This is a genomic window from Roseburia sp. 1XD42-34 (genome assembly GCF_009917385.1).
Lineage (GTDB): Bacteria > Bacillota > Bacilli > Bacillales > Amphibacillaceae > Virgibacillus.
On sequence record NZ_QWLJ01000017.1, the window covers coordinates 60,642 to 77,041 of the forward strand.

A 16,400-nucleotide genomic window follows, 5' to 3' on the forward strand; every position below is an offset into this window, starting at 1 on the left:
GCAGTTATTTCATGTTATTATTTATGTTGTTCACTTTATTCAGCATAAACGGCACACAAAATTTTCGGGATTAAATAGGATGGCTTATTTTAATGTGCAAATTGTAAGTTTGACAAATTGGTTGTTCATTTCGGCAACTTTGTAATTCCTTGAAAAACATTAATCGTTGGTATTTCTTAATACGAGTACCGCTCCTCAATCGTTCCATCTCGTCGATGAATGATGAGATACGTTCCTTTGTTGCTTGCTATTTCTTTGCCTCGCTCCATTGCTTCTTTTTTTGTTGGATAAACGGCACTTGGTTTTTCGCCATCGCTTGATCGGACAGCCCAGCCATCTTCATGACTAACAATATGTTCCCCTTCCTCTAACCGCTCAGGATTATTATCATATTTCTTTCCTTCTGAAGAGCGTTTCGTTGGTTTTCCTGTTTGCTTGTATGTTTCTACTTCTTGTTGACTGGCATTTTTTCGCCATTCCTTTGCTTGGTCGATAGCAATTGGAATCGCTCTATTTTCATCATACCCCTCGTCAAGCATAGAATTAGCAATATCAATTGCTTTTTTTCTCGTTACTTCATTTAAATTTTTCATCGAAGCAGGATAATCTTTTAACGTCCAAACCATAAAGTTCCACTCCTCTTAAGCACTGTTTATTATGTAGTTACCCGGCTAGAGAAGTTATAAAACACAGAATCCAAAAACAGCCAGCTGCCAAGCAACTAGCCGTTCTGTTCTAACAACGACCTGCCCATAATGGATACGCGTCTCGTTTTTTTCAGTTCTTCTAATGACGCTGCCCCAATCCCAAACATAGCCATTTTCAATTCTAATTCTATTTGTTCCATTGTTGTGATGACTGATTCAGCCGATTCAGTTGCTGCCTGTAGCAGTTGACGGGCAAACCCAATGACATCTGCTCCAATTGTAATTGCTTTTGCAGCTTCAACACCTGTTTTCATTCCACCACTTGCTACAAGCGGCGTTTGTGGCAGTTTATTTCTTACCGATACAATACAATCCTTTGTCGGCAGCCCCCAATTATTAAATGCTTCTGCTGCCGCTTTTCGAAGTGGGTCCTGTGACCGCAGCTTTTCCACCTGGCTCCATGACGTTCCACCGGCTCCAGCTACATCGATATATGCTACTCCAGCATTATACAGCTTTTCAGCTACAAATCCATCGATGCCGAATCCCACTTCTTTAGCGCCTACTGGTACAGTTAACTTACGACAAATTTCTTCAACTTTCGGTAATAAATTAGCAAAGTTTAAATCCCCCCCATCTTGAACTGCCTCCTGCAAGCTGTTGAAATGGAGAACGAGCGAATCGGCTTCCGTCATATCAACAATGCGCTGTGCTTCCTCAGCGCCATAGCCATAATTTAATTGCACTGCGCCTAAATTAGCAATTAATGGAACGGTTGGAGCCTGATTTCGAATTAAGAAAGATGACTGGTGAGCATCACTTTCTAACAGAGCTCTAGTTGAACCAAGAGCAACAGCCCAGCCTTTCTCTTCAGCAGCCAGTGCTAAATTCTGATTGATTTTTGCAGCCAGCTCCGACCCTCCAGTCATGGAGCTTACCAAAAACGGAGCTTGTAAAGGTTTATTTAAAAAGCTTGTACTTATTTGAATATCACCAAAATTAATTTCTGGAAGGGCGTTATGTATAAATGATATACCTTCTAGTCCCGTTGATTTATTTACACCTTCTACATTCTCTGTTAAGCAAAGCTGAATATGCTCGGTTTTTCTAAGATTAATTCCCTCTTCCATGCTAAAAACCTCCAATTTTCCGACCTTGGTTTTTATGATAACATAACTTAGACATAAAACTTACTGTGACGATTTAAGAAACTTTCTGTCCCAGCAAACACCGAATCAGAATCCATTGTATAATGAGAAAGACGTCTTAAAATTTTGATCGATTGGAATTAGCTTTTATCGTTGATACGGATTTTATTGATCAGATTCGTTCTGAACGTAGCATGCTCGCTTTTCAGCTTGCAATGATCGATATGAAGCTGCATATGCTAGTTTTGGCTTATTACTACTCCTAGGTATCTATGTTTGATTTATTGTTGCACTGGCTCAGTCTGGAGCCTCGGATGATCGATTCGAATTGACACTCGTTCGGCCCGGGACCACAGGTGCGCGATTTAGCACGTTACTCGATAGGTCTTTCCCTTCTTTGCCCGATCTAACGCTAACCTATCACTTCTCTATGGAGAGCATCTTAGGCGTAGGTTGGCAAGGCCCCCGCCAGGACAACAGCGATACAATTTCTATACAGCGCCCAGCATCTTCATTTTAAACGTACACTTCCTTAAATAGTGATTTGGAATACTTGTGTCAGTTAATTGCTGGAATTCCGCTACTCCTAATTTGGTTTATGTTTGGACGGTTGTTCGATACTAGAGCGTAAATCAAAACATTTAAATTAACCATGAAATATAAGCAGGAGGAATTGATTCATGAAACAAAGAGCAAAAGATTTCGCTACTGCAGCACATCAGGGACAACTTAGAAAAAATTCAAAAACGCCATATATAACCCACCCTATTCGTGTTGCGAATATACTTGAAGGAGCTGGGTGCAGTAAAGAAGTTGTATGTGCGGGTTATTTACATGATGTTGTTGAAGATACAGCATATACCATACAAGATATTGCCTCGCGATTTGGAAAACACATTACTTTTCTAGTAAGTGCGCATACTGAAAATAAATCTTTACCTTGGGATAAGCGGAAGCAGCATACAATTGATGTACTGCAAACTTCGAATATAGAAGTAAAGCAATTAATTGTTGCAGACAAATTAGATAATTTATTAAGTATTGAGGAAGACTTGAAATTACTTGGAGATGCCGTGTGGGATAACTTTAACGCTCCTTTTTCTAAACAGAAATGGTATTACCAATCCATTGCAGCAGTCATGTATGATGGGGTCTCCCTAATAGAAACCCCATCTTTTTTTAAACTCTATGAAGATACAGTATTCCGTGTCTTTCATTCATAAGGATTAATATTAAATGAGAGCATTATATAAATCGGCTTTTTACTAATGAGAGAAGATCTATACCATCTATACCTAGTTTATACAAGCCCTCATTTCGCACTTAATGGGGGCAACAAATAATCTCAGCTATTCTCTGATAACCATTATTTATATCCACGTTGTTTGTAAGCAACTTTTGCGTTTTTAGATCGCTGCTTCCACTTATTTTTCTCTTCAAGCTGCGCTTTTTGGTTTTGCTTTCTTTTTTCAAATGCCAATTCTCGTAATAGTTTCTGATAACTTTCAAAACGTTCCTGTGGCAATTCTCCAGAGTCAAGAGCTTCCCTCACACGGCAGCCAGGTTCTGTATCATGTTGGCAATCTTTAAAAAAGCAAGAACTAGCCAAATTATCCACATCTTCAAACGTTGCATCTACAGCCTCTTCTCCATCCCATAGCTGTAGCTCACGCATTCCAGGAGTATCAATTAACAAGGAACCATTTGGTAACACAAACATTTCCCTGTGAGTCGTTGTATGTCTCCCTCTGCTATCACCTGATCGTATATCTTTTGTCTTCTGTACATTTTGCTCCAATAGAACATTCACTAAAGTGGATTTCCCTACCCCAGAAGAACCTATTAAAGCAACCGTTTCAGTAGGGTTCAAGTATGCTTTTACACCTTGTATCCCCTCTCCTGTGACACTGCTTACGACTATAATCGGGATACCGATAGCAACTGTTTCCACTTTGGAAATCAACTCTGGCAGTGCTTCCTCTGGGTATTCATCCTTTTTCGTTAACACAATAACAGGGGTGGCACCACTTTCATAAACAGCCACAATATATCGTTCCATACGACGTATATTAACATCCTTATTTAGTGAACTTACGATGAATATCGTATCTAAATTTGCTGCAACGAGTTGCGCTTCGGTTTTACTACCAGCAGCTTGTCGAACGAGTTGACTTTTTCTTGGCAAAATTTGGTGAATAACTGCTTTTTGCTCTAATTTGAGCTTATCTACAATAACCCAGTCGCCAACTTAGGAAAATCCATTGGGCTATTTGCCGTGTTTATAAACTTTCCACTTACGTGAGCGAGGTACTCCATTTCTCCATCTGAAATACGGTAACTATTCCTTTGTACTGTTATTACCCGGGCAATAAGAGCTGGATCATCTGCTTTGAAAAAATCTTCATTCCAGCCAAGTGTTACTAATTTATTCAATTATATTTTCCTCCTTAGGGATAGATGTTCAAAAAGTAGACTGAGCCGAAACTTTCGACATATTTATTTCTAGCAATACTTCCAATATTGAGTATCTACACTCAAGGAAATAAGCGGTAAAAAATTCGTCACGACATTTCTACTTAATTTTGAACATCTTAGATTTGGAGGAAAGCGATACTATTTATTCCGACCGTTCCTCCATTTTGTTTATATTAATTTGTTTTAATACTACACGCATAAAACATCTCTCCTTTCAAAATAGAACAACGCATATTAAAACCCTAACTATGTTATAGCTTATTTTAACCCTCTTTGTAAAGTTTCAGTGGCACAAAAACCTTTTCACACTGGTAAATTTTTTATCAAACTAAGCGGTAATATAAAGGTGGCAACAGCATTGCAGTTAAAATAATGAGCTTCACATTTAGAAAGACACGTGCTGAAACAAAGGGTTTCAGAATCAAATGAAATGAAATAGCCGTAAGTAAAAAAAGCTGCCTCAACGTTAATAACTAACGGAAGAGACAGCTTTTTATTTATCTAGTATTCATTTCACTCGGTTCAGGACCTGTGCGTTCACCGCGGTCTATTTCAGCAATAGCTGCCATTTCCTCTGTGGCAAGTTCAAAATCAAACACTGTAAAATTCTCTTCCATACGAGATGGTGTGACCGATTTTGGTATGGCAATATGATTTGCTTGCAGGTGCCAACGCAGTACAACTTGCGCTGATGTTTTTTGATGCGCTTCAGCAATTTTTGTAATAACCGGATCATGAAGCACCTTTCCACCCTGCATTAACGGGCTCCAAGCTTCTAGATAGATATGGTGCTGGTCGCAAAAATCTTTTAATTTCCTTTGCTGTAGATAAGGATGGCATTCAACTTGGTTGACTGCTGGAACAACGGCACATTCGTTAATTAACCGCTGCAAATGTTCTATATTAAAATTACAAACTCCAATTGCTTTCGCACGTCCATCTTGGTATAACTTTTCCAAAGCTTTGTAAGTTTCTACATACTGATCATATTCCGGTGTCGGCCAATGAATCAAATACAAGTCTATATAATCTAACCCTAGCTTTTCTAGACTTTGTTCAAAAGCATGAAGCGTGTTCTCATAGCCTTGATCACTATTCCAAACCTTTGTCGTAATAAATAAATCTTCACGAGCAAGAGAGCTATTAACTAATGCTTGCCCTACCCCGCGTTCGTTTTCGTAAATTTTAGCCGTGTCAATGGAGCGATAGCCGATTTCAAGTGCTCTTGCAACTGCTGTCGTCGCCTCTTTATCTGGTACTTGCCACACACCAAAACCGAGCTGCGGCATACGTAAGCCATTATTCAATGTCATATAGTGCATTGTTTTGCCCCTCTCTATTAATTATTTTTATAGTATCACAGTTGGTATTATTTTTTAAACAAAAGTGTAGCCACTTTATGGAGCATCAATGATCATGATTAAAAAAGTGAACCAATTCGGCTGTTGCAATTAAACAAATACGTAGCCCCCAAAAAAATATCTGGACGAAATCAACAGGATACTTCACAAAAGGAGCAAAACAAACCTCACATGCAAGAAAACCCCATGCTTACTCTGGTATTAGTCCTCATACCATTAGTACTTCTTCAGCAATCCATGTCTATTTTTCCAACCAACGCTCCCGTACATAACTGTAGTTTCCTTCAAATCGGATTACTTTTTGATTTTGAAGCAAATACGTTACTGGGAAGAGTCGATCTAAAAAATAGCGGTCATGAGAAACAGCAATAATAGTTCCTGCAAAATGCTCTAATGCCTCTTCTAATGCTTCTTTGGATTCAATATCAAGGTGGTTTGTCGGTTCATCTAAAATAAGGACGTTATGATTTTGGTACATTAATTGCGCTAACCGCAAGCGTGTTTTTTCCCCACCGCTTAGCTGCCTAGTTTGCTGGAATACACTTGATCCGTAAAATAAAAATTGGGCTAAAATGGCTCTCGCTCTTCCTTCTTCTACAGGTACTTGTTCACGAAATTCATCGATTACCGTGCGATTATCTTCCATTTCCAGCATATGTTGCGATAAGAACCCGAGGGATAGATTGCTACCCAATTGCACATCTCCTTCATCTGCTTCTATTCTTCTAATCATTAACTGTAACAATGTCGATTTTCCCGACCCGTTTTCACCAATAATCGCTACTCGCTCCTGAAAGCGCACATGCAAATCAACCTCCTGAAAGAGCCCTTTTCCCTGAACTTTTTTTGATACACCTTTGAGCTTAACCACTTCTTTTCCACTTCGATCCTGCATTTTAAAATCTACCTTGATACGTTTTTGCTCTAGTACCGGCCGTTTTAAGCGGGTAATTTTCTCCAATGCTTTCTCCATACTCTTCGCTCTGCGATGTAGCCCATCATTTGGAGGATTTGCTTGATTCGCCCATTCTTTTAATCGCTTAATTGTTTCTTTCATTTTCTTTATTTTCTTTTGCTGATCCTGATATTGCTGAAATTCTTGCAGCAATCGCTCCTCCCGTTCCTTCACATAATTGGTATAATTAGTAACATAGGTGGTTAATTCGTGTTGATCCAATTCCCAGATCTTTGTAACGGTATCATCCAAAAAGTAACGGTCGTGCGAAACGATCACAATTGTTCCTTTATAGTGTCGGATAAACTCTGTTAGCCATTCTATTGCTTTAAAATCAAGGTGATTAGTAGGTTCATCCAGCAAAAGTAAGTCCGGAGCCTGTAATAATAATTGTGCTAAACCTACTTTGGTTCGTTCACCACCACTTAAATGATTCCACGACTTCATTGCAAGTTCTTCGATCTGCAAACCACTCATCACGCGGCGCACCCGAGCATCTATTTCATAACCACCATTTTTTAGAAAATGATCTTGCATATCTCCATACGTTTGGATCAGCTTTGTTAGTTTTGCAGGGTTCGTTTCCTCCCCCATTAAGTTTTCAATGTGCTCCATTTCAGTTTTTATCCGGTTTAACTCCGTAAAAACTGCTGCTAATAACGCTGCAACTGTTGATTGTTCTTCTATCATCGGATTTTGTAGTAGTAATCCGACAGAAGTATTTTTCTTCCAAGTGATTATTCCTTTAGCTGGTTCAGATTTTTTCGCCAATAACTGTAATAAAGTCGATTTTCCTGTACCATTTCTACCGATTAAACCGATCCGCTCTCCTTGCTTCACTTCTGCGGTTATATTTTCAAAAATCAGGTTAGCACCTATTGTTTGAGTCACTTGGTGTAGACTTGCAGTAAGCATTTTTCTCTTCCTCCGCTCTAGAAGAGACAATTCTACCTAATAAAACTTGGCAAATTGGAAATGGTACATAAGGATGAACATGCGTCAAAAGTAGCGCAACGATATTGTTTAGTTTACTTTGCACTTATTATTTCCGCACCAACTTGCTTGAATTTATGGTGTTAAACAAGCACTTTAAACTCGGACAAACTTTCAATTATGTTGGTCATATTTAGATACAAAGTTTGTCTATCTTGCAATATTTAATATGTCTTTCCAGCCGTTCGGTATAACTGAAAAACTTGGCTTGTCGTCAAGTCGCTTTTCTTATACTATAAATCTCCCGCTTTTTATAGTATAACAAAGGCGCAGAGCGCCCGTTTAGCAACGTAGCAACTGGAACGAAGCAACTAAAGTTTTAGAAATCATGCTCCTGCAACAGGAGTATGCCGACGTCGGGTGGCAAGCCTGTTTTTAGTCGGCCTTCCTCTTAACCGCGAACCGATGATGACTTATCGTAGGGCAATGGAGTGAAGTTGCCTAGTTGCTGGGCGCTTGCTCCGGACGTGGTTCCGTTATACTGGTGTATCCCAAAGTAACAAATTTGATACTATCTTATCTTGCAAAAAAGACATAAGGGGAGAGCTTATCCCCTTATGTCCTTAAACAGCTTAATCGCATATTATCCCTTCGCACTATCTATATGCACACTAAATCCGCCAGGTAGGTAGATGTCTCTTACTGGTATTTTTTCCATTATTTTGAATTATAAAAAGACAGACGTATTCCGTCATTTGAATTATTGGAAAAAATTGCATAACGAATATAAAGATATGCTTGAATTTTCGTTACGCCACCAGTTTGATTCATCTACCTCACCTCCCGTTTATAATTAAACCTAGTTTATCTAAAAAGTTTACTCCGTGTCAATGGGAATTTACTTTAACTAATATAAATTGATGTTGTAAGACCTGTTATGTGGTAAAACAGAGCGCTTAGATCAAATGTAGTTCTTATTGTATCATTGGATAAAGACTGTATTTTCCCTGCCTACTTTAAATTCCTCTTATTAGTTCACAATAACTTAACTCAAAGATATTTACCCTGTTATCCAAGTTAGAAGCATAAAGTGTTTGTATTATAAAGGGCGACATCAGCTTCATTTGTTGAAAAGGTAGCTAGAATAGTGGAAGTCGTTTACATTGTTTAGTTTATACTTACCTTAATTTCACAAATGTTCTAAGCTTGGTATGATCTAAGCGTAAGCTCAATCCCTTGTTTATAAGATGTCCGCGGCAACGGGCCTATTAAATTTTCATACTTTTCTCCATTTAAAATAACGGGTTGCCGATTTAAATATTGCATTTCAACAAACTCTCGCATTTGACGATCAAAAACACCTAAAAACCTTAGCATATTGGTTGTTACTGTAAATACTTTTTTCTGATACCGTGTTACATCCCGAATCAAACGTACTAAGTCGATTCCTGTTACAGGGTGAGTTGCAGGTATATTCCAATGTTGCCCATAAGCTCCGTCGTGAAATGATAAATTAACAAGTGCTTGTGCTCCATCCAATGTAAGACGATATTGCCAAACGGTTGGGAATTTAGGCTCCGTGTCTCGCCTTAAACTTCTGTGTTTCTTCTAGTCTTAAAATAACATCTTTATATTAATTTTCATCTAGGACAAAGTGATTCTCTGGTAAGAATTTGCATTCATTCCAAAAATATATATAACCTAAATCTACGGGATACATTTCCTTATATGTAGCAACTTAGGAATTGTTTTCAACTACACATAGCATGAACAAAGGCGCAGAGCGCCCGTTTAGCAACGTAGCGACTAGAACGAATCAACTAAAGTTTTAGAAATCATGCTCCTGCAACAGGAGTATGCCGACGTCGGGTGGCAAGCCTGTTTTTAGTCGGCCTTCCTCTTAACCGCGAACCAATGATGACTTATCGGAAGGCGATTTCGTAAAGTTGCCTAGTTGCTAGGGGCTTGCTCCGGATGCGGCTATTCGGTTAAGTCCGTATCCACCAAAGCAACCATTTTCTTAAAAAGCATTTCGCTCATAGCTTAGGTATTATAACAAGCCTAGTGTCTTTCGGTTCGTGGATACTGCTGAATCAGCACGGACTCCAAACAATTTTTCCACTCTGCTCATTATGATCCATACTTATCTCAAAGTAATGCTTCGTATAAAAGTGTTTTAGTCGTTCCACATGATCAAAATCGCGTTTGACAATATCGCCTGTAATATAATGTTTGTTCTCTTGATGGGCAATCTCTTTTAAATGTTTCATTAAGACCGAACCAAACCCCTTATTTTGTTCGCCTTTAATATCGGAAATATGAATCGTGGTTTCTGATTTATATTCAGCTTCAATAGCAGAATCCCAATTCCCTCGAAATGGTTTTGTACATTCGTGAAGCATAAGTTGAAACGTATTTGCTTTTCGATTGGCATAAACAATGACCCAATTGGCTTCTTTTGTTTGGTCAATACTAACAATATATGCTTTTTTAGCAATTTCCTTCACATTTTCTTGCATACGTAAGACTTGAATTTCTAGAGCATTCAGTTCTTCTTGTAATTCCTGCTTATTTTTTTCGTTTTCTATAAAAGCGGTCCTTTGCATGATATCACCTGCATTTTTAAATTTACGCACACAATTTGACATTCTACACGATGATTAGGAACTAACGCAAATGTAAAAAAATTTGCAATAATCACTTCAAATCACTCTTTATTTTGTCGATATGTAAACAAAGGTACTGTTTCCTTTATAAGACAATTTCCTGAAAGGGATTCCTTATTTAGGGAAATTAAAAATCATGTTGTAATTACTGCCATAACTTTCTTCATCCATGAAGAAGGAAAGCATTTTTACGCAATCGTGAAGTGTTGATTTAGTTTAAGAGCAGGAGTATGCAGCACCATGCAAAATGAAGTGAGCGAATATTCTTTGCAAATGCTATAAAGGGGGATTCCATGCAGAAAAAGAAAATAAAGAAATCAACAAACGAAAAAAAGAAGTTAAAAACCATTAGGAAAAAATTCATTTTTACTTGGCGAAATTTGCGCATTCATAAAAAATACTTAGCTGTTTTCTTTTTAACCATTGCCTTACTCCTTACTTCTTCCGTAATTGTATATGTACAATTAAAAGGCGGACAAAAGGATATTCAAAAAGTAAATGAGCTACAGGAGCAGACAAATAAAATATCGCAATTAGCAATTATCATTCAGGCAAAAGATGTACAATCTGCTGATTATTTAATCACTGAGAATACAAAGTATTTTAACGCTTTTGAGGATTATCAAGAGCAATTTGATCAAATCGCACAACAGTTAGAAAAAACGATGGACGGAAAAAAACAAAAAACCATTTTCAACGATATTCTGCAAAACAATGCTTCCATTGATGAAGCCTTTATGGAACGGATGGTAACTTCTGTCGAAGAAGGAAGAGAACAATTTGCTAATACCATTCGCCACTACTCAGGAAGACTTCGTACAGATACAATGACACTCGTTAATCATCTGTTAGAGCAAACACAGGAACAGCAAGCTGCCGCAATCGCTGAAGCGGAGGGAAGTTCAAACAGGAGCGTATACATATTGGCGATCACTAATCTGTTAGCTTTAGTTATTGGCATTCCATTTATGATTATCGTTAGTCGAGGTATTACAGCAAGATTACAGAGCATTGTCCACTCAACGAAAGAAGTAGCATCTGGGAACTTACAGGTAAAACAAGAAGAGGATCGAGCAAAAGATGAAATAGGACAACTTGCTCAATCCGTACACACGATGAAGGAACGAATACGCGATATCATCCACAGCGTACAAATGGCTGCTTCATCTGTCTCCACCCAAAGCGGGCAGTTAACAAAATCAGCTAGTGAAGTAAAAGAAAGCAACCACCAAATTGCTGCAACGATGGAGGAATTAGCTAGTGGTACAGAGGCACAATCAACAGGAGCTAATGAATTGTCAGAAAAAATGAATCGTTTTGTCGATAATGTTCATATTTCGGAGCAAAGAGGAAATGAAGTAATGACAGATGCTAGTGATGTTCAGCAATGGACAACAGATAGTTCCAAACTGATGGAACAGTCCGTTCAGCAAATGAATCAAATTGACACCATTATGGAGCAGGCCGTACAACAGGTAAGGGGATTGGATGAACAGTCTAACCAAATCTCTAAGCTCATTAAGGTTATTCGAGATATTGCAGAACAGACCAATTTACTATCCCTAAACGCTGCTATTGAGGCTGCAAGAGCAGGGGAACACGGCAGAGGCTTTGCAGTGGTGACGGATGAGGTAAGAAAGCTATCAGAACAAGTCGCTCAATCCGTGGGTGAAATTACAACAATTGTCCAACGTATTCAATCAGAAACGAGCGAAGTCGTTGCTTCCCTGCATCAAGGTTATGATGAAGTAAAAACAGGAAAGCAACAAATTGAAGACACAGGCAGCAATTTCCAACAAATGAATTGCGCTATTACCAGCATGATTGAAAAAATGCAAGCTATTTCTATTAAGCTGAAAGAAAATACTACAACAAGCGAATCCATGGATCAACTCGTCAAAGAAATGGCTTCCATTTCACAAGAATCTGCTGCTGGTGTAGAACAAGTAGCCGCTTCTACGGAAGAAACAACCAGTACGATGGAACAAGTTTCCTATAATGTAGATGAACTAGCTGAATTAGCTGCAGAGCTTAACAAACAGGTGAACGTTTTTAAGCTATGAAAAACAAAGAGCTGAAGTAGTGGAAAACTGACAAATGGTTGCCACAACTCCTCGTGAAAGCTTGATATAAAGATGCTATCATACATCCCGTCCATCTATAGACGCCTGGAAGATGGACGGAACCCATATTAGAAAAGGTTGTTCTCTTATACCGCTTTGGTCATACGGATATATTTTAGGACCCTGCCACATTCTCGCTACGCTAATCTATTTTCTTATCTTAAGATAGCGGCTTTCTCGCTCTGATAATCGGTTTTCTAGCTGCGACAAGATGTTCATACGAGTTCGTAGAGCAACTTTCCATTTCAGTACGAGAGGGCTTTTCGCTCAAATGAAAAACTTTTGCTTCAACCAGCAAGGACTTAGCCCCCTAGTTATTCCTTTCAATACAAAAATAGTTTCCAATTTACTATCTTAGGAGGGGGAAACTTCGTACACGGTCTGCTAAACGTTAACAGGTAAGACAAATTATAAGTCCATTTTTACAAGCAAATAATGTCGTTACTTTCTACCCGCATATAAAAAACAGTCACGTGTATGATCATTGACCATTCCCGTTGCTTGCATATATGCATAACAGATGGTCGGTCCAACAAATTGAAAACCACGACGTTTCAAGTCTTTACTCATTTGCTCGGACTCGTTTGTAAACGCAGGAACCTCTTCAAGTGTTTGCCAATGATTAACTATTGGTTTTCCATCGACAAATGACCAGATATACGTAGAAAAGTCGCCAAACTCTTCTTGTACTTTCAAAAAGGCCTGCGCATTCTTAATAAATGTATTTACTTTTCTACGATTGCGGATAATCCCTTCATTTTGGAGCAATGTTTCTATTTTCTGATCATTATATTTACTTATCTTTATCGGGTCAAATTGATCAAATGCAAGGCGGTAATTGTCTCTGCGTTTTAAAATGGTAATCCAACTTAGTCCTGCTTGTGCCCCTTCTAAGCAAAGCATTTCAAATAATTTCTGATCGTTATATTGTGGTTTTCCCCATTCATGATCGTGATAAGCAATATAAATGATATCATCCGTGAGCCATTGGCATCTCTGTTTGATCATCAGTCTTCTCCAATCGCGACTTCATTATCTTCATAGGAGATCCAATCGCTAAAACTACCTGGATATAGCTTCACATTTTTATACCCAAGTGATTTCAGCGCTAAAACATTTGGACAAGCGGATATTCCAGAACCACACGAGACAATGATTTCCTCATCCTTAGATAGAGAAGCAAATTGCTTTTCTAAAGCTTCTTTTTTCTTCCATGAACCATTTGTATCAAGCACATCCTTCCAGAAATAATGCTTGGCTCCGGGTATGTGTCCTGCTCTAGCATACATCGGTTCATAGTCTCCTAAATAACGCTCTTTTGCACGAGAATCAATTAAAACAGCGGCTTTTTGCTTTACTTTTTCTTTTACCTCTTCCATATTTGCCGTTTGGTTTGGTCTCATTTTCAAATGAAATAATTTTGGCTTAAGTTGTGGAATTTCTACCGTCGTTTCGTTCCCTGTTTCTTCCCAGCGGGTATATCCACCATCTAAGACGTACACTTTGTTATGTCCCATGTAATATAATAACCACCATGCTCTTGCAGCAAACATGTCATTATGCTCATCGTATAACACAACTGTTGTATTATGATCTACACCGACTTTTCCAAATTTGGCTGCAAGCATGGTGAGATCTGGAAGTGGATGATTTCCTCCATGTTTCAACTTTTTACCAGACAAATCATTTTCAATATCCATGAAAATGGCACCAGGGATATGCCCTTGTAAATACGCCTTTCTACCAGCTTCTGGATCCATCAATTGAAAACGAACATCTATGATTACTGTATTCTTTAATTTATTTTCTAACCGGTTCTTCAGGCGTTCTACGCTAATGACATATGTCAACGTTTATCCCTCCAGTATTTTTAAATAGATATGAACAGCGAAGGTTTTCGATATGATCCCGTAATCTTTTTAACTCTTTTATATCCTAACCTTATTTTAAACGATAAGCTGATTCATGCCTACCCCTAACTTAGGGACGCGAAGTATTTTGTTTAGAATATTAGCGTAATTAAGTTATAATAAAAGAAACACTTTACATGATATGAAGAATAAATAAACAGGACTGTTTTTCAAATAAATTATGTGAAGCTTAGAGATACATACTTTTTAACAAAGTGCCTGTTCAAAAAGGAGGTAAAAAGAACCGAGGGCGGCTAAGGTTTCAAGCATCCTTTTAAAAAGAAAGACACTTTTCCTGCGTGCGATATATTGCTGTCGTAGCCTTCTTTCTTGCAAAGCTTGACATTAGCGCATCCTATGGGGCGAATTTCCGAGTAGCGCAGTTGTACAGAATGTACTGACTTCTACCCTGTCACAGGACATATCAACGTAGAAAATCCCATAACACGAGTGCTAGTATAGGCATCCTTTGAAAATCATTCTGAAGGAACAAAGGCGAAGAGCGCCCGTTTAGCAACGTAGCAACTGGAACGAAGCAACTAAAGTTTTAGGAAGCATGGTGAGGCACGAACCAATGATGACTTATCGTAGGGCGCTTTCGTGAAGTCGCCTAGTTGCTGGGCGCTTAAGCCGGACGTGGCTATTCCTTTATATCGTTATCTCAATGCCAAAATTTTTATACTTTCTTATCTTGCAAAGAAAAGAGATATCCTTTTCCAAAAGACGTAAAAACCAAATAACGAGAAATTCGATATGTCATTTTCAATATACTTTTGCAACAACCTCATCAAGTAACTTTTTTACCTTTAAATCAGATCGGAGCTGACAATTCATGAAAGAAGAAATGATGGAAAGATTTATTACATACGCCAAAATAGATACACAATCAGATGAAAGCAATGACGCTACCCCTTCCACACCAGGACAGCTTGAATTAGCCAATCACTTAGTTCATGAACTTCAGGAAATTGGGATGGTCGATGTTGCTGTAGATGATTATGGTTATGTCATGGCGACACTTCCAGCAAACACGGATGGAAACATACCGACAATCGGTTTTTTGGCACATTTGGACACAGCAACAGACTTCACAGGAAAAAATGTGCAGCCCAAAGTTATCGAGAACTTTGCTGGCGGCGATATTGTCTTAAATGAAGAACAAAATATGGTGCTATCTGTTTCTGACTTTCCAGAACTGTCACAATATCAAGGGCATACGTTAATCACTACAGATGGAACAACTTTACTCGGAGCTGATAACAAAGCGGGCATTGCGGAAATTATGACCGCTATGAACTATTTGATTAAACATCCGGAAATCAAGCACGGTAAAATTCGGGTCGCTTTTACACCCGATGAGGAGATTGGTCGTGGACCACATAAGTTTGACGTCGAACGGTTTGGTGCCACTTATGCTTATACCGTTGATGGCGGACCGTTAGGCGAATTGCAGTATGAAAGTTTTAACGCAGCAGCAGCTAAAGTAATGTTTAAAGGCAAGAGCGTACATCCGGGAACAGCAAAAAATAAATTGGTCAACGCGGGAAAAATGGCAGCAGCCTTTATCAACGAACTCCCAGATCAGGAATCCCCAGAATATACAGAAGGATATGAAGGCTTTTATCATTTAAGCTCGGTGAATGGTGATGTTGAAAATGCAGAAGTAAGCTACATTATAAGAGATTTTGATAAAGATACATTCGAAAAGCGAAAAAACATATTTCACCAAATAACAGACAAACTTCAAGCCAAGTATGGAGCAGAAGCTGTCACTTTAGAAATAAGAGATCAATATTTTAATATGCGCGAAAAAATCGTGCCTGTGAAGGAAATTGTTGATATTGCCTATGATGCGATGAGAAATTTAAATATCGAACCCATTGTAAAACCAATCCGTGGCGGTACTGACGGATCTCAGTTATCGTACATGGGACTGCCAACTCCGAATATCTTTACTGGCGGAGAAAATTTCCACGGTAAGTTTGAATATGTTTCTGTAGATAATATGATCAAAGCAACTCAAACGATTATTGAAATTTGTAAGCTATTTGAACAACGAAGTTAAATATAATAGCTATCAAAGTGCCAACCGACGTTTGTTGGCACTTTTTTAAGAGATAAGAAAGCATTCCTGTAATAAAGCAAAATGAGGATTGAATAAAAAATGCCCCCTTGGTATGAT

The 16,400-nt window shown here is 38.5% G+C and carries 14 protein-coding genes; 3 read left to right on the forward strand and 11 right to left on the reverse strand.

Annotated elements, in window-relative coordinates:
- Nucleotides 1-176 precede the first annotated feature (176 nt).
- Nucleotides 177-626: a DUF2188 domain-containing protein gene (locus D1839_RS11175; protein ID WP_120379980.1), complete on the reverse strand. Its 450-nt coding sequence runs from the start codon at nt 624-626 to the stop codon at nt 177-179.
- Nucleotides 627-721: 95 nt separating this feature from the next.
- Nucleotides 722-1,777, reverse strand: coding sequence for a type 2 isopentenyl-diphosphate Delta-isomerase (fni, locus tag D1839_RS11180; RefSeq protein ID WP_120379981.1), 1,056 nt, complete (start codon nt 1,775-1,777; stop codon nt 722-724).
- Between the two features lie 698 nt (nt 1,778-2,475).
- On the opposite strand from fni, the gene D1839_RS11185 reads away from it, so the two are divergent.
- Nucleotides 2,476-3,018, forward strand: coding sequence for an HD domain-containing protein (locus tag D1839_RS11185; protein WP_120379982.1), 543 nt, complete (start codon nt 2,476-2,478; stop codon nt 3,016-3,018).
- Nucleotides 3,019-3,161: 143 nt separating this feature from the next.
- Here the strand turns inward: D1839_RS11185 and rsgA are convergent, their stop codons facing one another.
- From rsgA to D1839_RS11210, 7 genes are all read right to left on the reverse strand, one after another.
- Entirely contained in the window at nt 3,162-4,028 is an 867-nt protein-coding gene (rsgA, locus tag D1839_RS11190; RefSeq protein ID WP_199690088.1) for a ribosome small subunit-dependent GTPase A, read from the reverse strand.
- Nucleotides 4,022-4,228, reverse strand: coding sequence for a hypothetical protein (locus D1839_RS20360; protein WP_199690083.1), 207 nt, complete (start codon nt 4,226-4,228; stop codon nt 4,022-4,024). The genes rsgA and D1839_RS20360 overlap by 7 nt, the downstream gene beginning before the upstream one ends.
- 539 nt (nt 4,229-4,767) lie before the next feature.
- Nucleotides 4,768-5,592, reverse strand: coding sequence for an aldo/keto reductase (locus tag D1839_RS11195; RefSeq protein WP_120379983.1), 825 nt, complete (start codon nt 5,590-5,592; stop codon nt 4,768-4,770).
- A 280-nt stretch (nt 5,593-5,872) separates the two neighbouring features.
- On the reverse strand, nt 5,873-7,501 hold the full coding sequence (gene abc-f / locus D1839_RS11200; RefSeq protein WP_120379984.1) for a ribosomal protection-like ABC-F family protein: 1,629 nt from the start codon (nt 7,499-7,501) through the stop codon (nt 5,873-5,875).
- Nucleotides 7,502-8,236: 735 nt separating this feature from the next.
- Nucleotides 8,237-8,350 carry an RAxF-45 family protein gene (locus D1839_RS20825; RefSeq protein WP_286164784.1) on the reverse strand — a complete coding sequence of 38 codons (114 nt, stop codon included), beginning with the start codon at nt 8,348-8,350 and terminating at the stop codon, nt 8,237-8,239.
- A gap of 369 nt (nt 8,351-8,719) precedes the next feature.
- The gene (locus tag D1839_RS11205) at nt 8,720-9,058 is read right to left on the reverse strand and encodes a hypothetical protein (protein WP_120379985.1); all 339 of its coding nucleotides are present in this window, start codon (nt 9,056-9,058) and stop codon (nt 8,720-8,722) included.
- 554 nt (nt 9,059-9,612) lie between these two features.
- Nucleotides 9,613-10,155: a hypothetical protein gene (locus D1839_RS11210; protein WP_199690084.1), complete on the reverse strand. Its 543-nt coding sequence runs from the start codon at nt 10,153-10,155 to the stop codon at nt 9,613-9,615.
- A 323-nt stretch (nt 10,156-10,478) separates the two neighbouring features.
- Between D1839_RS11210 and D1839_RS11215 the strand changes: the two genes are divergently transcribed.
- Entirely contained in the window at nt 10,479-12,248 is a 1,770-nt protein-coding gene (locus tag D1839_RS11215) for a methyl-accepting chemotaxis protein (protein ID WP_120379986.1), read from the forward strand.
- Between the two features lie 501 nt (nt 12,249-12,749).
- Here the strand turns inward: D1839_RS11215 and D1839_RS11220 are convergent.
- A complete protein-coding gene (locus D1839_RS11220; RefSeq protein ID WP_120379987.1) occupies nt 12,750-13,316 on the reverse strand; it encodes a DNA-3-methyladenine glycosylase I in 567 nt (188 codons plus the stop codon).
- On the reverse strand, nt 13,316-14,158 hold the full coding sequence (locus tag D1839_RS11225) for a sulfurtransferase (RefSeq protein ID WP_120379988.1): 843 nt from the start codon (nt 14,156-14,158) through the stop codon (nt 13,316-13,318). The genes D1839_RS11220 and D1839_RS11225 overlap by 1 nt, the downstream gene beginning before the upstream one ends.
- An 892-nt stretch (nt 14,159-15,050) precedes the next feature.
- Between D1839_RS11225 and pepT the strand changes: the two genes are divergently transcribed.
- Entirely contained in the window at nt 15,051-16,283 is a 1,233-nt protein-coding gene (gene pepT / locus D1839_RS11230) for a peptidase T (RefSeq protein WP_120379989.1), read from the forward strand.
- Nucleotides 16,284-16,400 lie beyond the last annotated feature (117 nt).